The organism is Actinomadura sp. RB99, from assembly GCF_014706005.1.
GTDB lineage: Bacteria > Actinomycetota > Actinomycetes > Streptosporangiales > Streptosporangiaceae > Spirillospora.
In genome coordinates, this window is the sequence record NZ_JABMCA010000034.1 from 81,560 (window position 1) to 104,266 (window position 22,707).

The 22,707-nt window shown below is 71.4% G+C and carries 15 protein-coding genes and 1 pseudogene; 6 read left to right on the forward strand and 10 right to left on the reverse strand.

Translation table 11 applies throughout. From position 1 onward, the window contains the following. Positions 1 to 13 precede the first annotated feature (13 nt). The 7 genes from amrb99_RS27505 to amrb99_RS27535 form a co-directional block, all read right to left on the reverse strand. On the reverse strand, positions 14 to 2,095 hold the full coding sequence (locus tag amrb99_RS27505; protein ID WP_190861286.1) for a hypothetical protein: 2,082 nt from the start codon (positions 2,093 to 2,095) through the stop codon (positions 14 to 16). Positions 2,096 to 2,612: 517 nt separating this feature from the next. After that, on the reverse strand, positions 2,613 to 4,067 hold the full coding sequence (locus tag amrb99_RS27510) for an alpha/beta fold hydrolase (protein ID WP_190861288.1): 1,455 nt from the start codon (positions 4,065 to 4,067) through the stop codon (positions 2,613 to 2,615). A 167-nt stretch (positions 4,068 to 4,234) separates the two neighbouring features. After that, a complete protein-coding gene (locus amrb99_RS27515; protein ID WP_190861290.1) occupies positions 4,235 to 4,948 on the reverse strand; it encodes a LytTR family DNA-binding domain-containing protein in 714 nt (237 codons plus the stop codon). Next, the gene (locus amrb99_RS51485) at positions 4,945 to 5,994 is read right to left on the reverse strand and encodes a histidine kinase (protein ID WP_190861293.1); all 1,050 of its coding nucleotides are present in this window, start codon (positions 5,992 to 5,994) and stop codon (positions 4,945 to 4,947) included. The genes amrb99_RS27515 and amrb99_RS51485 overlap by 4 nt, the downstream gene beginning before the upstream one ends. 322 nt (positions 5,995 to 6,316) lie before the next feature. Continuing rightward, positions 6,317 to 8,230 carry a serine/threonine-protein kinase gene (locus amrb99_RS27525; protein WP_190861295.1) on the reverse strand — a complete coding sequence of 638 codons (1,914 nt, stop codon included), beginning with the start codon at positions 8,228 to 8,230 and terminating at the stop codon, positions 6,317 to 6,319. A gap of 363 nt (positions 8,231 to 8,593) precedes the next feature. Next, the gene (locus tag amrb99_RS27530) at positions 8,594 to 9,865 is read right to left on the reverse strand and encodes a lipase family protein (protein WP_190861297.1); all 1,272 of its coding nucleotides are present in this window, start codon (positions 9,863 to 9,865) and stop codon (positions 8,594 to 8,596) included. A 229-nt stretch (positions 9,866 to 10,094) separates the two neighbouring features. Further along, positions 10,095 to 10,355 carry a hypothetical protein gene (locus amrb99_RS27535; protein ID WP_190861299.1) on the reverse strand — a complete coding sequence of 87 codons (261 nt, stop codon included), beginning with the start codon at positions 10,353 to 10,355 and terminating at the stop codon, positions 10,095 to 10,097. A gap of 490 nt (positions 10,356 to 10,845) precedes the next feature. Between amrb99_RS27535 and amrb99_RS27540 the strand changes: the two genes are divergently transcribed. Beyond that, entirely contained in the window at positions 10,846 to 11,130 is a 285-nt protein-coding gene (locus amrb99_RS27540; RefSeq protein WP_190861301.1) for a hypothetical protein, read from the forward strand. Here the strand turns inward: amrb99_RS27540 and amrb99_RS27545 are convergent. Further along, complete coding sequence (locus amrb99_RS27545) at positions 11,127 to 12,773, reverse strand: hypothetical protein (RefSeq protein WP_190861303.1); 1,647 nt, start codon at positions 12,771 to 12,773, stop codon at positions 11,127 to 11,129. The genes amrb99_RS27540 and amrb99_RS27545 overlap by 4 nt on opposite strands. Positions 12,774 to 13,337: 564 nt before the next feature. Here amrb99_RS27545 and amrb99_RS27550 point away from each other — a divergent pair. Together amrb99_RS27550 and amrb99_RS27555 are read left to right on the forward strand one after the other, a co-directional pair. Then, positions 13,338 to 14,729 (forward strand): serine/threonine-protein kinase, encoded by a 1,392-nt coding sequence (locus amrb99_RS27550; RefSeq protein ID WP_190861305.1) that lies wholly within the window; start codon positions 13,338 to 13,340, stop codon positions 14,727 to 14,729. Between the two features lie 261 nt (positions 14,730 to 14,990). Then, the gene (locus tag amrb99_RS27555; protein WP_194737227.1) at positions 14,991 to 15,356 is read left to right on the forward strand and encodes a DUF5713 family protein; all 366 of its coding nucleotides are present in this window, start codon (positions 14,991 to 14,993) and stop codon (positions 15,354 to 15,356) included. 1,163 nt (positions 15,357 to 16,519) lie between these two features. Here the strand turns inward: amrb99_RS27555 and amrb99_RS27560 are convergent. After that, positions 16,520 to 17,137 carry an ABATE domain-containing protein gene (locus amrb99_RS27560; RefSeq protein WP_190861314.1) on the reverse strand — a complete coding sequence of 206 codons (618 nt, stop codon included), beginning with the start codon at positions 17,135 to 17,137 and terminating at the stop codon, positions 16,520 to 16,522. 79 nt (positions 17,138 to 17,216) lie between these two features. Here amrb99_RS27560 and amrb99_RS27565 point away from each other — a divergent pair, with 79 nt between their 5' ends. The 3 genes from amrb99_RS27565 to amrb99_RS27575 all read left to right on the forward strand — a co-directional run bounded on the left by amrb99_RS27565 (position 17,217) and on the right by amrb99_RS27575 (position 21,959). Continuing rightward, positions 17,217 to 18,566, forward strand: a complete 1,350-nt coding sequence (locus amrb99_RS27565; protein WP_347256885.1) for an MFS transporter — start codon at positions 17,217 to 17,219, stop codon at positions 18,564 to 18,566. 344 nt (positions 18,567 to 18,910) lie between these two features. Next, complete coding sequence (locus amrb99_RS27570) at positions 18,911 to 20,923, forward strand: SpoIIE family protein phosphatase (RefSeq protein ID WP_241755977.1); 2,013 nt, start codon at positions 18,911 to 18,913, stop codon at positions 20,921 to 20,923. Positions 20,924 to 21,056: 133 nt separating this feature from the next. Further along, the gene (locus amrb99_RS27575; protein WP_190861318.1) at positions 21,057 to 21,959 is read left to right on the forward strand and encodes an IS5 family transposase; all 903 of its coding nucleotides are present in this window, start codon (positions 21,057 to 21,059) and stop codon (positions 21,957 to 21,959) included. 8 nt (positions 21,960 to 21,967) lie between these two features. Here amrb99_RS27575 and amrb99_RS27580 read toward each other — a convergent pair. Further along, a pseudogene (locus tag amrb99_RS27580) lies at positions 21,968 to 22,707 on the reverse strand (IS481 family transposase); the annotation flags it as partial.

The following is a 22,707-nucleotide window of genomic DNA, read 5'->3' on the forward strand; positions in this document are numbered from 1 at the left end:
CTGCCGGGGGCGGTCAGAGGGCCGGTGCGGCGGCGGCTCCGTTGGACGTGCCGCCGGGCGTCGGTTCGTCCGAGGGCAGGGGAAGCGGCGTGGTGCTGACGGCGGCGTGGTCGATCTGGTTGACGACCTGGGGGATCGGGAAGAGCCGCTGGTAGAGGCCGACGGCGGCGGCGTCCCCCTTCTGGACGAGCTGCAGGGCCAGCCGCAGCCTCTCGTTCTCGGCCTCCTGCCGGTCGTTGTCCAGCTGGCGGGCGCGCACCGCCTGCTCCTGCAGCCCCATGGAGTAGGCGTCCAGCGCGTCGCCCTCGCCCAGGAACGAGTCGACCACGACACCGTCAGTGCGCAGCACTTGCTGGCCGACGCCGACGATGATGCCGGAAACGGTGTGCTCGCGGCCGTCCGGCGTCGTGTAGGCGGAGGTCAGCGTGGTGTCGATCTGGAACGGGCCGTTCTCGTCCGCGCCCGCCGGCCGGACGATCTCGGGCCGCGCCCTGCCCTCGTGGTCGGTGATGCCGCGCAGCGCGTCCAGGACCTGCTTGCGGACGGCGGGAACGGACCCGGGCTCGACGCAGTCCGCCAGCAGCCGGTCCAGATCGGTCAGCGCCACCTCGTCGCGGGACTCGGCGTGCCCGTTGAAGAACGCCACCCGCACGTCCACCAGGTGCAGCAGCGTGACGTACTCCTGGTTCATCTGCCGGAACACGAAGTTGAGGGTGCGGCTCGTGTTGACGTTCTCCAGCGTCCGATCGACCGCCTGCTCCTCGCCCTGCTCCAGCTTGACGTCCAGGCTGGTGTCGATCTGCACGTCCCGTTTGGCCGAGGCGCGGGCGGTGTTCTGGCTCACCGCGTTGCTGATGTTCTTGGTCAGCTCCTCGCGGGCGCTGTTGGAACTGCCCGACACCCCGCCCGACACCTTGGCGCTGGCGCTGCCCCAGCCCCAGTTGGCCTGGCCCTGCGCCTCCGCCTCGGCCCGGTACTCGAAGGTCTTGCCGGCGTTGGCCTGGTTGGACTGCTCGGAGCTGACCGTCCGGCCGAACTCGCTCTCGGTCTCGTCGGTGACCGAGTCCAGGATGGAGGAGGTCTTCTGCAGGCTCTCGGTGGAGCGCTTGTACGTGCTGATACGGATGCTCGTCCGCTCCCCCGGCAGCAGCGAGAACGTCTTGATCGTGCGTCCGCCCCCGTAGCGGGCGGGCAGCGAGGTCAGCCGGTAGTGCTCCACCAGCACCAGGCCCGGCCGGCAGTGCGCCGGGGCGGGGACGAACCGGTAGGTGAAGGCGCCGGCCATGTCGCGCAGCACCACCAGCCGGCCGCCAGCGGTGAGCTCCTGGACGACGGTCGTCTCGTCCAGTCCCGCCACCGCGAGCGCCATCCCGGCCCGGGTCGCCTCATCGGACGCGGCCGGGACGTTCGGGAACACCGCGGGATCGAAGTACCCGGTGGCCTTCGCCGTCCGCCACGCCTCGGAGATCCGCTGCCGCGTCAGCGCGATCGGCGGCAGCCGGGTGCCGATCGTCTCCAGGCCGGTGTCGGGGTCCTCGTATCCGTGCAGGTAGATCAGCGGGGTCTTGTTCTCCGGCCGCTGCCGGTCCTGCTCCGTCAGCCACGTGAACGCCAGCGGCTGATCGCTCAGCCTGAAGTAGAGCTTGCGCCCGCCGAGCGCCTGGGCCACCGGCTGCCCGAAGTCGACCGGTACCACCACGTCCTTGACCGCGACGCTGCCGCGGTAGTTCAGCCGGAACGTCAGCGACGTGCCCGGCACCGTGTCCTGCCACGACACGGCGCCGTTGCTGGAGACCTCCTGCTTCAGACTGATGACCCACGGCTGCAGGTCCCCGTCGTTGGCGCGCCCGAGCTGCAGCCGCTGCCCGGTCTCGTCGTAGATGTCGCAGGTCAGCTCCAGATCCGGGTCGGACAGGAGGTAGACCCAGCAGACCACCTCGGCATTGTGGTCGACGGTCGGGGACAGCCAGTAGCTGATCCCCTTGTAGCGCAGCCAGGCGGCGTCGTCGACCGGCAGGTCGATCATGTGCTGCCCCCGATAGCTGGTCGCCCCGGGCAGGTCCTGCGGTGCAGCGGTCAGTTCCACGGTTCCCATGGGATGTCCTCCACGACGAGTGTGATCGCCCCACCATCGACCATCACCGTGAATCGGGATATCCAGGGAAATACCTACCTTTAACCGACAAACAGAGCGAGACTCCCGCATACGTGTTAGCCAGGGGCAGACCGACGTCGGCCACACGCCGCGCGGGGAGGCGCCGGGGCACGGCATCCCGACCCAGCCGCTGGAGGGACCGGACGGACAGAACGTTCACGAAGCTGCGAGTGCCGCCAGGCGAGATGAACGCCCGCTATGAGATCGTCTTCCGCCAAGAACTCGAACACCGCAGGCCCATCGCCGCCTCCACAGTGGCGACGGCACCTTACCCGCCGACCGGGGAACGTCCATGCCGGGTGGGGTGGTGGCGGCGGTCCCTTCTTGGATCGATGTCGGCTTGTGCCGGGATTCGTGCGGATGTGCGAGCAGGCGCGCTGAGCGTGATCGCCGGTGTGCCCGTTCGGGCACACCGGCGGTTCGCGGGATCCGTTAGCGGTGCTGTGGGGTCGCCCGGTCAGCTAAGCAGGAACGTGGTCAGGGCGTCGCGGCCGGTGTGGCCGGGTTCGCGGTTCTGGATGGAGTGGGCGGCGCCCTTGACGCTCACGAAGCGGGTGCCTGCGGGGCTGACGGCGCGTTCCTGTTCGGCCCATTCCAGCGGGGTGCTGAGGTCGTGGTCGCCGGTGAGGATCAGCGTGGGCAGGTCGGGCAGCCGGCCGGCGGGGTCGGAGGTCGGGGGCTCGGCCGGCCAGCGCAGGCAGGTCTGGACGCTGCTCTGCGCGAGCGCGACCGCCGGGGTGTACGGCCAGGTCGCCGATGCGGGCAGGGTGCGCGCGGTGCGGTCGAGGAACGGGCGGCGCAGCCGAGGCGGGGTGGCCGAGGTGCCCCACGGGAAGCGCAGGTCCTGGCAGAGCGTGGCCGCGTGCAGGCCCGCGCTCAGCTGGCTCGCGGGCGTGCCGTCGGCCGGGGTGAGCACGGCCTCGATGGCGTCCAGCCGGCGGGTGTCGCCGGCGACGGCCTGGTGCATCGCGCCGATGATGTCGCCCGGCAGGCCGCTGCCGGGGATCGGGTCCGGGTCGCGGTAGGTCGGGTCGAGGAACTCGTAGCCCACGACGTCGCCGAACAGGGCCAGCCCGCCGGCAGGGGTGCGCCGCCGGACGAGCGTGGCGAGGTCCTGCGCCGGGTCGAAACCGCAGGCGGGCGCGGCCTTGCAGGCGTCCCGGAGCACCCGGGGCTGGGCGGTGAGCCCGACCAGGTTCAGGTCTCCGGCGACCGTCCAGTGGTGCGGGACGACCGAGTCCATGACCAGCCGGGACACGTGCCGGGGATGGGCGATGGCGTACCGGGCGGCGGTGAAGGAGCCGTACGACACGCCGTCCACGGCCATGGTGTCCACGCCGAGCGCACGCCGGACGTCCTCGAAGTCGCCGACGCTCTGGTCGGTGCCGTAGAAGCGCGCCCGGTCGCCGAGCAGGCGGCTGCACTCGTCCACCGCGTCGGGGGTGGCCGGGGCGCTGTCGGAGCCGCTGACCTGGGCCTGCATCTTCGGGCAGTCGATGGCGCCGAGCGGGCCGGTGCCGCGCTGGTCGAGCATGACGAGGCGGTACTGCGCGAACACCTCGGGCATCCGCCCGGCGATGCGCCGGAGGAGGGCGACGCCCTCCTGGCCGGGGCCACCGGTGAGGAACAGCAGCGTGCCCTTGGGCTTGGCCGGGCCGTCGGCGGCGCCGACCTGGAGATCGAGGGTGCCGGGCGTGCGGCCGGAATGGTCGAGCGGGACGGTCAGCGTCCAGCAGGTGAAGCCGGGTTGCACGGCGCCGTCGTCGTCGCGGCACGGGTGCGGGGCGTGAAGCCCTCGGACGGCGGCGGACGAGGCGTGGAGCCCTCGGACGGCGGCGTGCGCGCCGGGCGCCACTGCCGCGACGGCGAGGCCGCAGGCAAGGGCGGCGAGGGTACGGCGGACATTTCTCATCGCGAACTCCCACGCGAGGGGAAGGACCGGCACCCATGCCCCCGAGGAAGGATGCCGGCCACTGCTCTGCCGGGTGACGGAACGCGCCCACCCTAGGAGCGGTCGCGGGACGGCGGCCGGGTCCGCGCGGCGAACGGGAGCGGGGGCGGGGTGAACGGGAGCGGCGGTCAGGTCGGCAGGCCGAGCGCGGCCCGCACCTGGTCCCGGTAGGCGCGGCCGGAGATGAGGGTGTTGCCGGAGCACAGGGTCAGCCGGATCTCCCCATGGCCGAGGATCTCCAGCTCGCGTATCCGGTCGATCCGGACGATGACCGAGCGGTGGATCCGGAGGAACTCCGCGGGGCCGAGCCGCTCGTGCAGCTTGGCCAGGGTGCTGCGGACCAGGTGCGAGCGAGTGCCGGCGTGGATGCGCAGGTACCCGTCCTCGGCCCGTACGTAGTCGATCGAGTCCAGGTCCAGCAGCCGGATCCGCCCGCCCATCTCGACGGGCAGCCGGTTCAGCGCCGGGGCGGCGGTCCGCCGGGCCAGCCGGTCGCGGACGCGGTCGAGCGCCAGGTCGAGCCGGTCTCGGCCGTACGGCTTGAGCAGGTAGTCGACCGCGTCGACCTCGAAGGCGCGGACGGCGTGGTGGCTGAAGGCCGTCACGAACACGACGGCCGGGTCGTGCCGGCCCCAGATGGCGTCGAGGATGCCGAACCCGTCGCCCTCGGGGAGCTGGATGTCGAGGAAGACGAGGTCGGGCCGGTGCCGCTGGAGGGCGGCGATCGCCGTGGCGGGCGAGCCGCACCCGGCGAGCAGGTGGACGTCCTCGTGGGCTGCCAGCATGCGCTGGAGCCGCCGCCGAGCCGGGGGCTCGTCGTCGACGATCAGAGTTTTGATCATGTCCGCGCCGTCCGCAGCGGCAGCCGGACGGTCGCGGCGACACCACCGCCCGGCTGCGGCTCGACGCTGAACCTGTGCTCCGCGCCGTACATCTGGACGAGCCGGGCGCGGGCGTTGGCCAGCCCGATCCCTGTGCGCGGCCGGCCGGGCGGCAGCCCGACACCGTCGTCCGCGACGACCAGCCGCAGCCAGGATCCCTCCGGCCGGGCCGTGATGGTCACCGTGCCCGGCGCGTCGCGCGGGGAGATCCCGTGCCGGACGGCGTTCTCCACCAGCGGCTGGAGCAGCAGCGGCGGGACCAGCGCGTCCAGCGCTCCGGGGTGGAGCCGCCAGTCCACCGCGAGCCGGTCCTCGAACCGGGCCTGCTCGATGTCCACGTAGGCGGACAGGACCTCCAGATCCTCGCGCAACGTCACCTCCAGCGAACCGTCGTGCTCCAGCGAACGCCGCAGCAGGGCACTCAGACGCACGACCATCTCCTCCGCGCGCTGCGGGTCGTCATGGACGAACGAGGCGATGGTGTTCATCGCGTTGAACAGGAAGTGCGGCCGCACCTGCGCCCGCAGCGCCTGCAGCTCGGACCGGGTCAACTGCTCGCGTGCCCGCGCCAGCTGCTCGCGCCGCCGCCGGTGCTGGACGAAGTAGTAGACCCCGTGGGCCACTCCGACCCACTCGAAGTACATCGCCAGATAAGCCCCGAGATTGCGAAGGTACTCATCGCCGAAGCCCTGCGCGGGAGGCAGCCAGTGCAGCACCGGATCGAACAGGAACATCCGTCCACTGAGCCAGCAGAGCGCGACCAGGTAGCCAGCCAGATGGACCAGGACCGCGCGCACCATGTGGGGACGCCTGACCGGGAACCACATGGTGAGCAGGTACACGCTGATGTTCACCGGGAGCCACGTCAGCGAGGACGCCATGGTCTGCGCGAGACCCAGCCCGACGCTGTGCGCCCCGTCCGCGTAGTCCTTCCACCACCCCAGCGCGTCCACCAGCGCGAGCAGCGACACGACCGCGGTCCAGATGCCGAACACGCGTCGATCCACGCCCGTACCGTAACGACCCCCACCCACCGCCGCCAGGCCACTATCGGCCGTGCCTCCGGCAGCGCTCGTCCATCTCGATCCGCCCGGGCCGGCACGGAGCCGAGTCGAGAAACGGTGCACTCGGCATCGGTCCTCGGGCCCGAGAGTGGGCGGCGGGGCGTTCCAGGCGTTTCCGTAGCAGCGTAAAGAGCGAGGGTCAGGTGCTGGTGCAGCCGCACATCATGCCGGGACGATCCCGACCGGGTCCGTGAGGGTCGCTGAGCTCTCGCTCCCGCTGATGCCGACCGCTGGCCTGTTGGAGGGCCGCATCATCTCAGGGAGGTCAGGGCCGATGCCCGGTCAGGAACGCGGTCGCGACCTTGGCCGTCTGCTCGGCGCTCCAGTGGCCGGGGATCGCGCCCATGAGGCGTTCGGCGTGCTCGGGTTCGGTGCGGGCGTAGGCTGCCGCGATCTCTGCCAGTGCCATGCGGCGGTGCCCCTTGCCGGAGATCGAGTCGGCGACCCGTTCGGCCCGTTCAGGGTCGATGAGCGCCCACCCGGCCGCGACCTCCGCCAGTGGCCAACGCCGCTGCCAGCGTCCCAGCGCCCGCGCCAGCCCCTCGGTCTCTTCCAGCAGCCGCACTGCGCGCCCGCGGTCCGACTCGGCGCACCCGGCGGCGACTCTGGCCAGGGCGATCCGGTGGCCTGGAGCGCGGACGACGCCACGAGCCAGCCGCTCGGCACGCTCGGGGGCGATCGCGGCCCACAGCACGGCGATCCGCACCAGCAGCGGCCCCTGATGCTTGCCGTCGACCTGGCCGGACGTCACGGTCTCGGCCTGCTCCAGCAGCCGCTCGGCCCGGTCCGGGCACGCCCCGGCCACGTTCAGCAGCGCCTCAGCCTGCGCCCGAGGCAGGTCGATGTCGTGCGCGAGCCGCTCGGCGTGTTCGGGATCGAGTACCGCCATCACCCCGGCGATGGTCGCCAACGCCGCACGCTGCCCGTCGGGTCCATCGAAGGGTGAGGGACCGAGGTCCTCCTCGAACAGGCTGCGGTGGTGGCGGACGACTGCCACGGCCTCGTTCAGCAGGCGTTCTGCATCGCGGCGGTCCCTCGTCGTGTACGCCCGCGCGATCTCGGCCAGCGCGCACGCCCGCCGTCCCGCCACCCTGGCCTTCGCGGCGCGCTTTTCGGCCTCCATGAGCAGCCGGTCGGCGCGCCCGGGATCGATTCGCCACCAGACGGCGGCCAGACGGGGCAGTTCCGGCGGTGCGTGCTCACTCGCATCCAGATACCGCGCTCTGTCCTCGGCCCCGCTCAACAGCCGCCGCGCCGCCCGCTCCCCTCTGCTCGACCGTGTGGTCCCCTCGCCCCCGTTGCCGTCACGGTCGTGCTCGCCTCTGGTAATGGATCGGGGCACCACGCGCTGGCCGACGGCCCGCGGGATCAGGCGGGCCGCGACGGCCTCCGCGCTGGCGGGGCGGGCGGCCGGGTCCTTGGCCAGCAACTCCTGTGCGATCTGCTCCAGGTCGGCCGGGACATCCGGGCGTAGCTGACGAAGCGGAGGCGGGTCGGCGTTCAGATGCCGCGCCATCAGCACCGCAGGCGACTCACCGATGAAAGGCGGGCACCCTGTGAGCAGCGCGTACAGCACACAGCCCAAACTGTAGAGGTCGGCGCGCTGGTCGATGTCGCCGCTCCGCCACTGCTCCGGCGACATGTACAGCGGGGTGCCGACCAGCCGTCCATGCAGCGTCTGCGACGTCGGAGCGTCGTGCCATCGCGCGATTCCGAAGTCACAGATCTTCACCCGGCCCCCGGCCAGCGCCATCAGGTTGGCAGGCTTGAGGTCGCGGTGCACCACCCCGGCTCCGTGCGCCGCCGCCAGCGCCTCGACCACCTGCGCGGTCACCGACCGAACCCGCTCCACAGGCAATCCCCCGGCGGATCGGGCCAACTCCGCCGCCACGCTCTCCCCGTGCAGCAACTCCATCACCAGGTACCACTGCCCGCCGTACTCCCCGAAATCATCGACCCTGGTGATCCCCGGATGCGTCAGCCGCACGGCGATCCTGGCCTCCTGCTTGAACTTGGTGAGCCACACCGACCCGGCCTCGGCCACGTCCCGCCCCAGGAACTTGATCGCCACGTCCTGGTCTCTCAGCAGGTCGGTGGCCCGCCAAACCTCTCCGAACCCGCCGCGCCCCAGCACGCCGACCAGCCGATACCGCCCCGCAGCCTCGTCGCCGACCAGCACCGCACCCCGCCCGTCTCCACGACTCCAGACACCGCCATTCTGACCTCCCCGGCCTGGAACCAGTCCCGAAACAGCGATCAGGCATGCCGGCCCGACCGCCGCGTCAGGTCACCTACGGCCTGCACCCGAGATGGGTCCGGGCTCTCGAATCGAGGTGATCGCCGCCAATCTGGTGGTGGCCACGAGCACTCTTGTGGGCTGGGCAACAGGCCACTCCCTTTACATTGTAGATTTCGAACGTAGGCCTGCGCCGGGCGGCCGTCCGACACGACCATGCGGAATGAGGGCTGGCAGGTAGATGGCAGGGCCCGGACGGGCTTGGCGTCCGGGCCCTGCCATTCGCCGTACCGGATCACCTGCGGGTCAGCAGTTGCCCTGCACTGCCTTGCCGGTGAAGCGGTCGTTAAGGAACTTGGTCACGTCCTGGGCGGCGTTCCAGTCGGTGGACAGGTGCTCGGCGGCGTAGCCGGCGTTCCAGGTGGTGTTGATGCCGGCCTTGCAGTAGGCCGCGCGCGTGTCGTTCTCGGTCTCCTGCGGGATGATCTCCTCGAGCGCTCCGCGGTACTGGAAGACGGGGAAGCCGATCTCGTACTTGGCGCCCGACCCCGCCGGGCCGATGCCGACGCCGAGCTTCTGCCGGTCGACGATGTCGCCCCAGGTCGTGCCGTCCGGCCCCTTCAGCGCGTAGAGTTGTTCGAGGGAGAGCTTGCCGGTGGTGAAGTTCTCGACCTTGGCGCCCAGGAACGAGGCCAGCGTGCCCATCAGGCAGTTGCTCTCGGCCGTCTTGACGGCCTGGCGGCCCTGGTCGTTCATCAGCTCGTCGAAGGGCATCTCGGGATACTGGGCGTTCAGCCCGACTAGGGCGTCGGCCAGGAAGCCGGCGAACAGGCTCCCGTTCAGCGCCTTGGCCGTGACTCTCAGGTCGCCGGGGACGCCGCCCGCCGCCGCCCCGACGACGTTCAACTCGGGAGCGTAGGACTTGGCCAGCTGCGCGCCCCAGAGAGAGGCGGCGCCGCCCTCGGAGTAACCGGAGATGCCGACCTTGCCGTCGTCCTTCAGGCTGCCGCCGGGGATCTGGCGGGACGCGCGCACGACGTCGAGGAGGGCGTGGCCCGCGTCGGCGCCGTTGACGTAGGGGTGGACCTTCCCCGCGATGTAGCCGAGACCGTCGGTGGCGGCGACGGCGTCGCCCGCCTTGAGGAACGTGGCGATGTTGTCGCCCTCGTACATGTCCTGGTACTGGCCGGTGAGCTGCTTGGAGAAGGCGCACTGCGGCCCCGACCCGAGCGTCCCGGGGTTGAACGCGACGGTGGGCCGCGAGCCGCCCTGGGACCACGCGTCGGTGGGCACCGCCACCGTCCCGGTCACCGCCACCTTGGCGCCCTTGGCGTCGGTCGAGACGTAGCGGATCTTCCAGGCCTTGTAGCCGGGCGGGTTGGAGACGCCCGGGAGCTGGACCTGGCGGCAGCCGAGCAGGTCCCCCGGATCGCCTTGGACGTTGCCGTCCGCGGCGTAGATGTCGTTGTCAGAGGAGAGACAGGCGAACGGTGCGGCCGAGGCCGGCTGGCTCGCGATCACGGGGGCCGCCAGTGCGGCTCCCAGTGACGCGGCGGTGAGCATGGAGCGGTATCGCATCGGCGCCTCCCGAGGCAGGGGGTGGACAAGAAGCTGGTGCACCTTGCCAGGCCCGATGCCGCGCCCGACATGAAGTCGAAGACGAAGACGCGCGCGGTGATTGGCAGCCGGGCCACAACGAGACGGCATCCTTGGAGGCCCGTGGCGCCGCGTCACTGCACATGCGCGAGCCCCAGCATCAGGATGCGCGCCGGTACGGAACCGCGTTCGCACCTATGAGTCCGTGCGGTCAGCTTCCAGCAGCCTGCTGGAGACCTTGGGCGATCGCGTCGAGGACGGGTTCGGCCGTCGCGGTCGTCCCGGTCACGGCGAAGTGGCTCATCGGCTGCCAGCCCGCCGTGCAGTAGTCGGGGGCCCAGGGACGCACGCCGGACAGGGGGCCGCCGGCGCCGCCGCCCCACGCCACGAGGTTGCGGACGAAGCCGTGCGCGCCCTGCGGCGAGATCGGGTAGCCGAGCAGCGCGCTGTTCCAGGCATGGGGATCGGACATATTGGCGGACGGGTAGCCGAGAGCTCGGCCACGAACACCTTCTTGCCGAAGCTGCTCCGCAGCGAGGTGGTGGCGGCGAGCAGGAGGCCGACGTGGGGCCACAGGTGGGTCCGTAGCCAGGCGATGCGGTCGTCCTCCGCCATGGAGATGAGGCTGTAGAAGTCCATCTCGCCGATGGCCGGGTCGACCGCGTCCGGCGGGCTGTAGGTCCAGCCGCCGGACTGGGTGACCAGGCTCCGGATCGCGACGCCGGCCACCCCGAACTCGACCTCGTTCCCGAGGTCCCACGTGTTGACCTGGGCTCCGGTCGGCAGGATCTGCGCGGCGACCAGGGCTCCGTAGCGCCGGAGGACCGGAACCATCTGGTCGATGGTCAGGGATGTCCTGGTCGAAGCCATGCTGCGCGTCGCCCGACTGCGCCTGCCGGCGGGTCGCGATGCGGGCGTAGACCTCGGTGGCGCCGTGTGCTTCGAAGAGGCGCTGGACGTCGGTGACGGTGCTCGCGGTCCGTACGCCGTCGGTGAGGGAGACGCTGCCGAGCACCTTCTCGGTGAAGGAGCTGACCGACAGAGCCGTCCGGAAGGGGCTGCTCGCGGATGCCGGGCCGGTCGCGGCGCGGACGGCCGTGAGCGGGACGGCCGCGGCGATCCCGGCGGCGGCCGAGGCCAGGAGGAAGCCGCGGCGGTCCCAGGGACTCTCAGTGCTCGATGTTTCTCATCCGCCGAGCCGAGGGAACTCAGCGGAGAGCGTGCTGCGGGTCTCCACAGCACGCTAGTGAGTGGTGAAGCCGCCAATGAAGCCGCCTGTTCCGGCCACGCCGGTTCCGCCCGGCCAGTACGGGTCGGGACGCGCCGGCTCGGACGGCGGGCTGCACGGCATCGGCCGCCCGCCACGCTTGGCGGCGTCCCGAAGCCTCGTGCGCTCGTCGTCGTACGGGCTGAGCCCCGCGACGTGGCCGCGGAGGTGCCGTCCGTCGGGGTCGGCGGCGTCGTACCGATCCCACTGGCCGGTTCGGTACAGGAAGAGTGCCAGGTCGCGGTGATCGTTGGGCACAGGCACCAGGCCGCTCTCGGCGACGACCCGAACGGCGACGTCTACGCCGTCCACAGCCATCGCGCAGAGTCGGTTGCCGGCGGCGCCGGGGCCGATCGCGCGGAGGGCGGCGAGAGCGTGCTCGCGGGCGTCGTGGGGGATGGGGTCGTGTGCGGTGGCGGGGTGCGGATGTGCGTCCTGCTCCAGCATCCGGACAAGCCCGTCGAAGCCCGGGTCACTGTCCCCCCGGGCGATGTAGTCCCGCAGGCGGTGTCCGTCCGGATCGGCGGCCGCGAGTCGCTCCCATTGCCGGGTGAGCATCAGGAACAGCGGCACCAGGTCCGGGTCGGCGGGGAGATAGCCGGCGTCGGTCACGGCCGCGACGGCGTCGTTGTCGGCGTCCTCCATCGCGGCCTCACAAAGGATCTCCCGTGCCGGGCCCTCGTCGAGGGCTCGCAGGGCCCGGCGGCAGGCCGCGTCGGCGGGTGTGCCGGGCCGTTCCTCCGTCACCGTCAGCATCTGGTGGATCAGCCAGCCCGGCGGGAAGTAGGCGAGGAGGTCGAAGCGGCCGTGCAACGCCGCGAGCACCGCTGAGTAGGAGGTCCCGCCGCCCGACTCGGCGCCGGGTGGCCGAGGGACATGTGGATTGCTGAGCAGCAGGGACAGCAGCGGCGTCGGTGTGCCGTCGTCGCTCCACAATTCTGGTCGCTGCCCGAGGATCAGTTCGCCGCGGAAGGTCCTGGAGTTCACCCAGAAGTCGAACGCCCGGGAGAAGACGTTCTCCAGCGCGTCCAGGACGTGTGGTTCGTCGGTCTCGGCCACGATGGCGGCGCACCGGTCGCGAAGGGCGGGGTCGTCCGCGCGGAGGGCCAGGTCGAGCAGCAGTTCGGCCTCTGCTGCCGTGCCGAGGCCCAGGCCGGTGACCAGCCGGATCCGCGGGACGCGGGGGCAGTCGGGGTCGGGGCCGAAGAGGAAACGCTCGGCTGTCTCGGGAAGGTGTATCCGGTCCCCGGCTCGGGAATCTGACCGCCTGACGCCGGTTCCCGAGACTCGCGATACGCCCGCGGAGCCGTCTGCCACCTTCGTCCATTCAGAGAGGTGGCGGTCGGTGCCGTGAGGCCCGAATGGGGCGGTGATTCGCTCCCGGAGCAGCCACCAGATGACCTTCCGGCGCTCGGGCTCGCCGTCCCAGAGCGCCTCGATCCGCGCCGCCGCTCTCCGCCTGGCTCCGGGGTCGCGTGCGGAGAACGCCACGGCGAGCAGCGCGCCCGGGTCGGCCCCGGTGTCCCAGGGCGGTGGTGCGGCGGACGCCGGGCGCAGGAATGGCAGGGCCAGTCGCCCCAGTGGCCGATGGGCCTGGAGTGCCAGTGTGCGTGCCAATCCCATGCTTCGATGATGCCCGGGGAAGTGACAGAAGACGAGAAGTTAAAAACCCGCCGCGTGGTCTACTCGTAGTCTGCGGGCCGTTCAGTTCGGTCAACAGGCCATCGGGCGCAGCTCGTAGAGTTCTCCCAACCATCGACGGGCCTTGGTGTCCCAGATCCGGTAGCCGCCTGGCGCTCCCCGAGCACTTACCGTCTCCTATTCATTGACCGCCTCTGAGCCCTGGGAAGGGCGGTGGAGGCGTCCTGCTTCCCCCGTCCTGCTCGATATGCCACAGCGTCCATGCGTGCCCGTCAGAACCTGTGGTGTGCCAGGGCCCGCTCATGGCCGTCCGGACGGCACCTGCTGGACAAGGGGACACGGTAGGGCGATCCCCGACAGGTTGTGGCGCAGCAGTGCGGCCACTTCCCACTCGTACTCGGCGTCGCGACGCCTCAGGCCGCTCTGCCATCGCGGTCACGATCTGCCACGAGGACCTGCATGAACCTGTGCGCCTTGCGCAGCGTCTCCCGCTCTGCTCGGTCACGCGGTAGAACCTACTGGAAGCCTCCCAGGAAAGGTCGGTGCATGGAGCCGCTGAAGCCCGACGATCCGCGCAGCATCGGCACCTATCAGCTCAAGGCTCGTCTCGGCGCCGGCGGCATGGGCCAGGTCTATTACGCCCACTCGCGGGGAGGACGGCCGGTCGCCGTGAAACTCATCCGCTCCGATCTGGCCGCCGATCCGGGCTTCCGGCGACGGTTCGCAGCGGAGGTCGAAGCCACTCGCCGCGTCGGCGGATTCTTCACCGCCCATGTGGTGGACGCCGACCCGGACGCGGACCCGCCCTGGGTCGTCACCGCCTACATCGCGGGGCCGTCGCTGGGAGCGGCGGTCGAGGAGAAGGGGCCATTGCCCGTCGAGGCGGTCCTCACCCTCGGAGCCGGGCTCGCCGAAGGACTGGCCGCGGTGCATCGGGAGAACCTGGTGCACCGCGACCTCAAACCGGCCAACATCCTGCTCGCCGATGACGGGCCGCGCATCATCGACTTCGGCATCGCCCGGGCGCTGGAGGGCACGACGCTGACGGAAAAGGGCGCGATCATCGGCACCCCCGCCTTCATGTCACCCGAACAGGCAATGGGCCACGTCGTCGAGGCACCCAGCGACATCTTCTCTCTCGGATCGGTTCTCGCCTTCGCCGCGACCGGTCACCCGCCTTTCGGAACCGGGCCGCACGCCGCGATCCTTTACCGCATCATCCACGAAGACCCCGACTTGGCGCACGTCCCCACCCCCCTCCTGGCACTCATCCAGCAGTGTCTGGCCAAGGACCCCGCCGAACGCCCGACCCTCGGCGCACTGCTCGACCTCCTGGACACCACGACCCGATCAAACGGGCCGGGCCGAGCCGCCCCATCGAAAGACACCGCCCCTCTCCGCTCGCGCGCGCAGAGCGAGGTCGCTTCGACTCGGAAGACTTCCGGGTCGCCGACGGCTCGAATGCCGCCGGCCGTCTCCTTCCAGCCACCGCCCACGAACTACCCCAAAGAAGTCACCATCGGCGCGGCGGCGACTATCGTCCCGCCGCTGATCACCTGGTACTTATGGGGTCCCCCGGCCGGCTTCTTCACCTTTCTACTCACCGGCTTTTTCTGCCTTCTCGCCTTCGTTGTACTGATCTGGGCCGCCCGAATGGAACTCGTCATCACCTCGGACGGCATTGAGACGGTGCTGCATAGGAGAGGGCGGGAGGACACGGTCGAGATCTATCCCTGGGATTCGATCCAGCGGCTCACTGCCAAGAATCCGCCCGATCGAACCGGCTTTTTCCTCACGGTGTGGAGCGGAGGCGGCGCCGGGGAACCTCAGGAAGGGAAGGTGCTGTGTCGGCTTGATGGGCCGGGCATGCCCCGCGACAAGATCTACGAGGCGATCGTCAGCCATAACCCGTCCGTTGTGGACCCGAAGGATTGGTGACGCGAACGGTGACCCGGCCAGCGCCGGAACATCCGAACTCGCTGAAGCACCCATACCCGCTGCACCGACCAGCGGCGGCGGACCCGACGATCTCGAGACCAGCCTCGTCGTACATGTTCGCCGCTGTGGTCTTGAGTCCGCAGGAGCCGCTGACCGTAAGCCCGCGCTCACCTGTCATCGCGGTTACCGACCCGGCTTCGATCCGTCGGCCAGTTGGACCGGCGTTGTCAGAGGCGCGGTGAAGTATGTGCCGGGACCGGCATGGTGGACAAAGGAGCGATCGCGGTGGCTGTGACGAACCAGAAGGTGCTCGAACACGAACTCCTCACCGAGATGTACGACGACGGGTACTACCCCGATCACCTCGTCGACAAGGGCAAAGCGATCTTGCTGAGTCTGTGCGAGCGGATCGAGGCCGACCAGCCCGCCGACCTGGCCGCGCTCTACACACTGACGCACGCCGCGACCGAGGAGTTCAACGCCCTGCAGACGGAGTTCGAGGCGGCCGGCAGCGAGATCGAGACGGTCGCACGCGACGCGATCGGCGAAGATTTCTGGTTCGTGGCCACCGCCTACGGCTTCGACAAGGCCGACATCGAGGAACTGATCGCCACCCGCGACTGGTGACACCACACCCCCCAGCTTCGCTCCCGACCGCTGTTGCGGGCGGCTTTGGCTTCTGATCGGCGCGGTGCGCAGCAAGTGCGGCTTTCAGCCGCGCGTGTACCTGCCTGGACAGACCTGAACAGGGCCCGCCTTGTTCAGGGCGGTGTTGGGCGGTGAGGGTGGTCCTCCCGGCGCGCGTTGGACGTCGGCGGCCAGGGCGCCTGCATGCTGAGGCGCCGGGTGCGGTGACCGAAGTGGTCACCGTGGTGATGCGGTCGCGATGGCGCGGCGGTGCGTAGTTGTCGGGCTAGACGGCGGGCGACAGCCTGCTCGGCCGGTTGCTGGGGGCGGTTGCCGGTGATGGCGGTGGGTCCGCGCAGGGGGGTGGTGCTGGGCGCGAACACCCGTCGCGCCGGAGACGTCACGTGTGCCAGGTGGCGGGGTCCGTGCGGGTTGATCGGGGCGGGTGTCGATGACTCCGCTCCAGCGCCGCCCGAGTCGCCATGCCTGGCCTCGACACCACAGCCGCACCGGCATCAGTCCCGACCGGACTATGACCGGCTGGTGGGCCGCCGCTGGTGGCAGGCGTACCCGATGCATGGGTTGGAGCGGCGCTGCGCGGAGAGCGAGTGTTGAGGTGCAGGTGGGGGTGAAGAAGTCGGCGAGGACGAGGCCGCTCGCGGCGGCGTGCAGCCAGGACCGCTCGGCGGGGCGGCGGCAGATCTCTGCCGCCTTGATCCGCGACTCCTCCAGCGCGAGGCCGCGTCGATCGTGGTGGCGGGCGCGCCGGTCGGCCTGCCAGGGGAGGGAGTCCAGCGGGTGTGGGGGGCGTGCGGTTCCTCGTGTACCAGCACGTCCCACAACACCAGGTAGCGGTCGGCGGGTGGGTGGGGGCGCAGGTCTCGGGGTCGCTGGCGGAGGTGGGTGCCGTCGGGTTCGGCCAGCGCTGGCACGAAACCCTGGCGCGCCCTGCCCAAGCGCGGGCGGACGACTGCGATGACGCGCTGGGGAGGGCGAGCTGCCCGACCCGCGCTCGCACGGGCCGCGGTGACCGCCGCGTCCGCTGAGGCACGTCGAGTGGTATCTGGATCGGCCGCCTCGGGCACCGTCCGGTGACGAGGAGGACGTCTGGGTGGTGGACCGCTCCCTCCATGCCTGACCGAGGCGGCTGGCCGGGCGGTGGGTCAGGCGGGGGCGTGGCCGCGGGCGTGCAGGGCGTCCTTCTTGGCGCGGTTGCCGCATGTGTTCATGGAGCACCAGCGGCGCGTCCCGGGGCGGGAGGTGTCCAGGAACAGGGCGCCGCAGCGTTCGCCGGCACAGGCGCGGACGCGGTCGAGGGCGGCTGAGGTGACCAGGTCGAGGGCGTCGCGGGCCAGGACGGCGAGCATCGCGGCGGCGGGGTCGGCGGCGTGGTGGCGCAGCCGTCCGGCGGGGTCGAGCGCGGGGACGGGGACGGGCCGGGCGGCGGCGGCGTTGACCAGGTCGCGGGACGCGGGGTCGCAGGCGGCGGGGCCGCCGTCGAGGGCGGCGGTGACGAGCCGGTGGATCGCCTCGCGCAGGGCGCGGGCGGCGAGCAGGTCGGCCGCGTCGGCGCGCCCGCCGTCCCGGCCGGCGCCGCGAGCCGTCCCGTCGGAGGGCGTGTCGTAGGGACCGAACTGGCGGATCCAGGCGTCCAGGGCGGCGGGGTCGTCGAGTTCCTCGACCGCGCCGGGCGTGCCGCGGTGGCGCAGGGTGCGGATGAAGTCCAGGCAGAGCCGTCCGGCGCCCTGGCGGAACGGGGCGGGCGGGGCGGAGGCGGTCATGGCGTCGAGGATAGCCGCGAACCGGTTTAACTGGTACGGTCCTGAACCGTTATAACCGGTTCTCCAGTGAGGTGCATCCGTGCCCCCGACTCCCCCCGGCGGCCTCTCCCCCGACCCGCCGTCCGGTCCCTCCGCCGCGTCCGATGAGGCGGTCCTCGGGCCGCGGCTGACCTGGTTCCTCGCGCTGACGTGCGGGGTGACGGTCGCCAACATCTACTTCCCCCAGGCGCTGATCCCGCTGATCGCCGCGAGCCTGCGCGTGTCCGAGAGCACGGCGGCGCTGGCGGCGACGTCCGCGCAGTTGGGGTACGCGGCAGGGATGTTCCTGCTGGTGCCGCTCGGGGACCGGATGCCGCACCGGCGGCTGATCGCGACGCTGACGGCGCTGACCGGTGCGGGGCTGCTGGCGGCGGGACTGGCACCGGACGCGCCGGTCCTGATCGCGGCGGGCGCGCTGGTCGGCGCGACGACGTCGGTCCCGCAGATCATCCTGCCGATGGCGGCGGGGTTGGCCGGTGAGCGGCGGCGCGGCGCGGTGACCGGCACGCTGCTGAGCGGGCTGATCGGCGGGATCCTGCTGGCGCGCGCGTTCGGCGGGGTGGCCGGCGCGCAGCTGGGGTGGCGCGCCCCCTACCTGATCGCGGCGGTCGTGGCGCTGCTGCTGGCGCCGGTGCTGGCGGTCGTTCTGCCGGTGACGGCGCCGGCATCGCGGGAGCGGTATCCACGGCTGCTCGGCGAGGCGGTGCGGCTGCTGCGTGAGGAGCCTGATCTGCGGCGGTCCTGCCTGTACCAGGCGGCGATGTTCGGCGGGTTCAGCGCGGCGTGGACGGCGGTGGCGCTGCTGATCAGCGGCCCCCGCTATGGGCTGGGCGCGCAGGCGGTGGGGCTGGTGGCGCTGGTGGGCGCGGCGAGCATGGTCTGCACACCGGTGGTGGGGCGCCGGGTGGATCGGGCGGGGCCCGACGCGGTCACCCCGGTGTGCGCGCTGGCGGCGCTCGCCGCAGCGGCGGTGCTGGCGGGCGGATCGGCGGGCGGCGCCGCGGGGATGGCCGCGCTGGTGGCGGGGATGCTGCTGCTGGACGCGGCGGTGCAGTCGGGGCAGGTCGCCAACCAGTCGCGGATCTTCGCGCTGCGGCCGGAGGCCCGCGCGCGCCTCAACACCGCCTACATGACGTGCTCGTTCCTGGGCGGCAGCGCGGGGTCGTGGCTGGGGGTGCGCGCCTACGAGCGGTTCGGATGGGCGGGGGTGTGCGGCCTGGTGGCGGCGCTGGCCGCGCTGGTGCTGGCCCGGCACGTCCTGCGCCGCCCCTCTCCCTCCCCGGCGTCCGCCGCGGTCCCGCCCGGTTCGCCCTCCGCGGCGGGCGGGACGGTCAGCGGCGCGGTGGAGGAGCGGGCTCCCTCGCGGGGGCCGTTGCGGCGTCGGCGGTGACCGGCGCATTCCGGTAGACGGTGCCGTGCGGGCCGCGGGCTTCGTGGCGGTCACGTCGACCATCAGGACGATGTCGTCGACATCGCGGTGTCGGTGACGTGCCAGGCGTCCGGGGCCCGCGTGGTGAGCGCGTCCAGCATCTCGTCGGTCAGGCTCGGCCTCGGGGTGGCTGATGGCCCCTCAAACGGTGCGCCAACTTCGGGTGATGATCGGCGGCTGAACAGGGAGTATGCGGCGCGGGCGTGAAATGGTGTTCGGCGGGTCGGCGGACTCCCCGGGGGTGGGGGCGGCGGGATCGTTGGGCGGCTGGGGGCCTGGGAATGGGTGGTGCGGGCGAGCGCGGTATGGGGTGGCTGGCGCTGGAGGCCTTCGATCCGGCGCCGGTCGCGGTCGCGTTGACGATCGGGCCGGACCACCGTCTGGTGTACACCAACCTGGCGTTTCGGGCGTTCGTCGGGGACCGTCGGCTCGGCGAGCCGATCGGACGGGCGTTCGGTGCCGCGGCCAAGCAGGACTACGGCGAGCTCTTCGATCGTGTGCTGGCCACCGGTGAACCGGTCAGCCTGGTCGAGGCGCCGGTGAAGCCCGCCGATGCGGACGCCGGCGATGCCGAGCGGTACTTCTCCTTCACTCTCTCGCGGTTCACTCACGAGCGGCCCGGTGTCCTGGTTGTGGCCGCCGACGTGACCGAGCAGGTCGCGGCGGTCCGGCGGGCGGATCGGGCGACCGAGGAGCACAGGCGCTCGCGCCGCCGGTTCGAGAGCATGGTCTGGATCAACGCGCAGGTCGTGTGGGTGACCGATACCGCCGGGAAGGTGATCGAATCGAGCGGGGGCTGGGAGCGGATCACCGGGCAGAGCCGACAGGAGTTCCTCGGCGACGGCTGGACGCAGGCGCTGCACCCCGACGACCGCGAGCCGACGCTGCGGTCATGGGACCGGACGCGCCGGGCGGTCCGCCCGTGGCGCCATGTCTACCGAGTCCGCACCCGCGACGGCGAGTACCGGCACTTCGACGTCCGGGCCGCGCCGGTGGTCGAGGACGGCACCGTGGTCGAATGGATCGGCACCTGCTTCGACATCGAGCTGGAGTGGCAGGCGCGGCAGCGCCGCGAACTGCTCGACCGCGCTGCCGCGGCCGCCGCGGAGCGGCCCGCGCTGACCGAGATGTTCGCCGCGCTCGCCGAGGTGCTGGTTCCCGCGCTCGCCGACGGCTGCGGCGTGCACCTGCTCCCCGACCTCGGCGACCGGCCCGCCGGCGCCCCGATCGTCGTCCAGCGTGTCGCCACCGCCGCGAGCAGCGGTATGCCGCGGCGACCGCCCGGCGGCGAAGAGCGGTTCGCCGCGGGCAGCGGGTTCGCGCGTGCGCTGGAGCGCCGCCGCCCGCTGCAGCGCACCTTTCCACCGGGCCGGCCACCGGCCGACCTGCTGCCCAGCAGCACCACCGAATGGCTGACCCAGACCGGCGCGACCAGCGTCGTGCTGATGCCGGTCGTCGTCGATGGCGCCGTGGCCGCCGCGGTCACCGCCGCCCGGCGCCGTGGCCGCGGACCGATGAGCCGCGACGACATCGCCCTGTTGCGGCAGGTCTTCGAGCACACCCACGACGCGCTCAGCGGCGCTGTGCGGCTTCACCGCACACAGCAGGTCGCGCTGGCCCTGCAGCACGGCCTGCTCGCCGAACCCCCCGAGCACACCGAACTGCAGATCGTCGCCCGATACATGGCCAGCCCCACGGCCGCCGAGGTGGGAGGCGACTGGCACGACTCCTTCGTGCTTCCCGACGGCGCGACCGTGGTGGCCATCGGCGACGTCGCCGGCCACGATCTGGCCGCCGCCGTCGAAATGAGCCAGCTCCGCAACATGCTGCGGGTCCTCACGGCCGATCGGCTCGCCCCGCCCGGCGAGATCCTGCGCCGCCTGAACAACGCGATGGAAACGGTGGCGCCCGAGGCGACGGCGACCTGCGTCCTGGCTCGCGTCGAGCAACCAGCCCCCGGCCAGTGGCAGTTCAACTACGCCGTGGCCGGGCACCCGCCGCCGCTCCTGGTCACCCCCGCAGGCGACGGCCGGTTCCTGCAAGAAGCCGCCAATCCCCTGCTGGGCTTCCCCTTCCACCAGACCTACCGCAGCTCGACCGAACCGCTCCCGCCCGGCTCCACCCTGCTGCTGTACACCGACGGCTTGATCGAGCACCCCGGCGAGCACCTGGACACCGGCCTGAACCGGCTGCGTCACCACGCCTCCGCACTCGCCCACCAGCCCGTGGAGGACCTATGCGACGGCCTGCTGGACGACCTGCCCACCACCGGCACCGACGACATCGCCATGATCGCCGTCCGAACACCCGACAGCTGACCACCGGGCCACCCCGCCCCTCTAGGCCGTGTCTCGAAGTCGGGTGTGTGACGGTGTGTCGTGATCTGTAAGTAGTGAGGTCTCCGGTAGATGGGTTCATCGACGAAGAAGAACCTGTAATACCGGAGACCTCGTGGCCACCCTAGCGGTGACGCGGCGGTTCAACCTGACCGACGGGCAGTGGGCGGTGCTGGAGCCGCTGCTGCCGGTCCCCAAGGGTCCGGGTCGGCCGTCGCAATGGACGAAAAGGCAGCTCATCGACGGGATCCGCTGGCGGGTGCGGGTCGGAGCACCTTGGCGGGACGTCCCGGAATGTTATGGCTCTTGGCAGGCGGTGTATGCGTTGTTCCGCCGGTGGCAGCGGGCGGGAGTGTGGGCGCGGATCGTCGCCGGCCTGCAAGGGCGGGCGGACGCGGCCGGGCTGATCTGCTGGCAGGTGAGTGTGGACTCCACCATCGCCAGGGCCCACCAGCATGCGGCCGGTGCCCGTACCCGTCCCGATGAGCAGGCCGAACCTCCCGCCCTCGGCGGTGGTGAGCCCGCCGACCACGCGCTGGGGCGTTCGCGTGGCGGCCTGACCACCAAGGTCCACCTGTCGTGTGAGCAGGGCCAGAAGGTGCTGTCGCTGCTGGTCACCGCCGGTCAGCGTGGTGACTCCCCGCAGTTCCGGGCTGTCCTGGAGCACATCGGTGTGCCCCGCCTCGGGCCGGGACGTCCTCGCAGCCGGCCCGACCGGGTCCGTGCCGATAAGGCCTACAGTTCCCGGGCCAACCGCGCCTACCTGCGCAGACGCGGCATCAAGTGCACCATCCCGGTCAAGGCCGACCAGGCCCAAAACCGCACCAAGCGAGGCAGCCGTGGTGGACGCCCACCGGTGTTCTGCAAGCTGGACTACCGGCAGCGGCACGCCGTCGAATGCGCCATCAACCGGCTAAAACGCCACCGTGCCGTGGCCACGCGGTATGACAAGGTCGCCGTCCGCTACGAGGCCGTCCTCCACATCGCCGTCATCAACGATTGGCTGACCTGCCTTTGAGACACGCCCTAGTTGTTGTATCCCGTGGGGTTGTTGACGCGGGTGATGGGTGGTTGGGCGTTCAGTGCGGTGTGTGGTCGCGGTGGTGGTTGTAGGTGTGTAGGAAGTCGGTCAGGGCTGCGGTGCGTTGGGTGTTGCTGGTGTAGGGGCGGATGTAGGCCCATTCCTCCAGCAGGGTGCGGTTGAAGCGTTCGACCTTGCCGTTGGTCTGCGGCCGGTAGGGGCGGGTGTGGCGGCCGGCGGCGCCCAGTTCGTCCAGTGCTTGGTGCCAGGGGGTGGATTTGCGGTAGGCCCAGGCGTTGTCGGTCAGTACCCGTTCGATGCGGGTGATGCCCAGCTCGGTGAAGAAGGCCGCTGCGCGGCGCAGGAAGGCCGCGCAGGTGGCGGCCTTCTCGTCGGGGTGGATCTCGCTGTAGGCGATGCGGGTGTGGTCGTCGACGGCCGAGTGGATGTAGTCGAACCCCATGTTGGCGCGGGTGGCTCGTCCGGCTTGGCGGCCCAGGGCCTTGTGGCCGCCGCCGTCGGGGATGCGGCCGAGTTTCTTGACGTCCACGTGCAGCAGTTCGCCGGGCCGGTCGCGTTCGTAGCGGCGGATGGTCTGGCCGGTGGGGCGGTCGAGCCAGGCCAGCCGCGCCAGCCCGTGAGGGGTCAGGACGCGGTGCACGGTGGAGGGCGCCATGCCCAGGATCGAGGCGATGCGGGCCGGGCCGAGTTTGCGGTCCCGGCGCAGCCGGCACACATCGTCTTC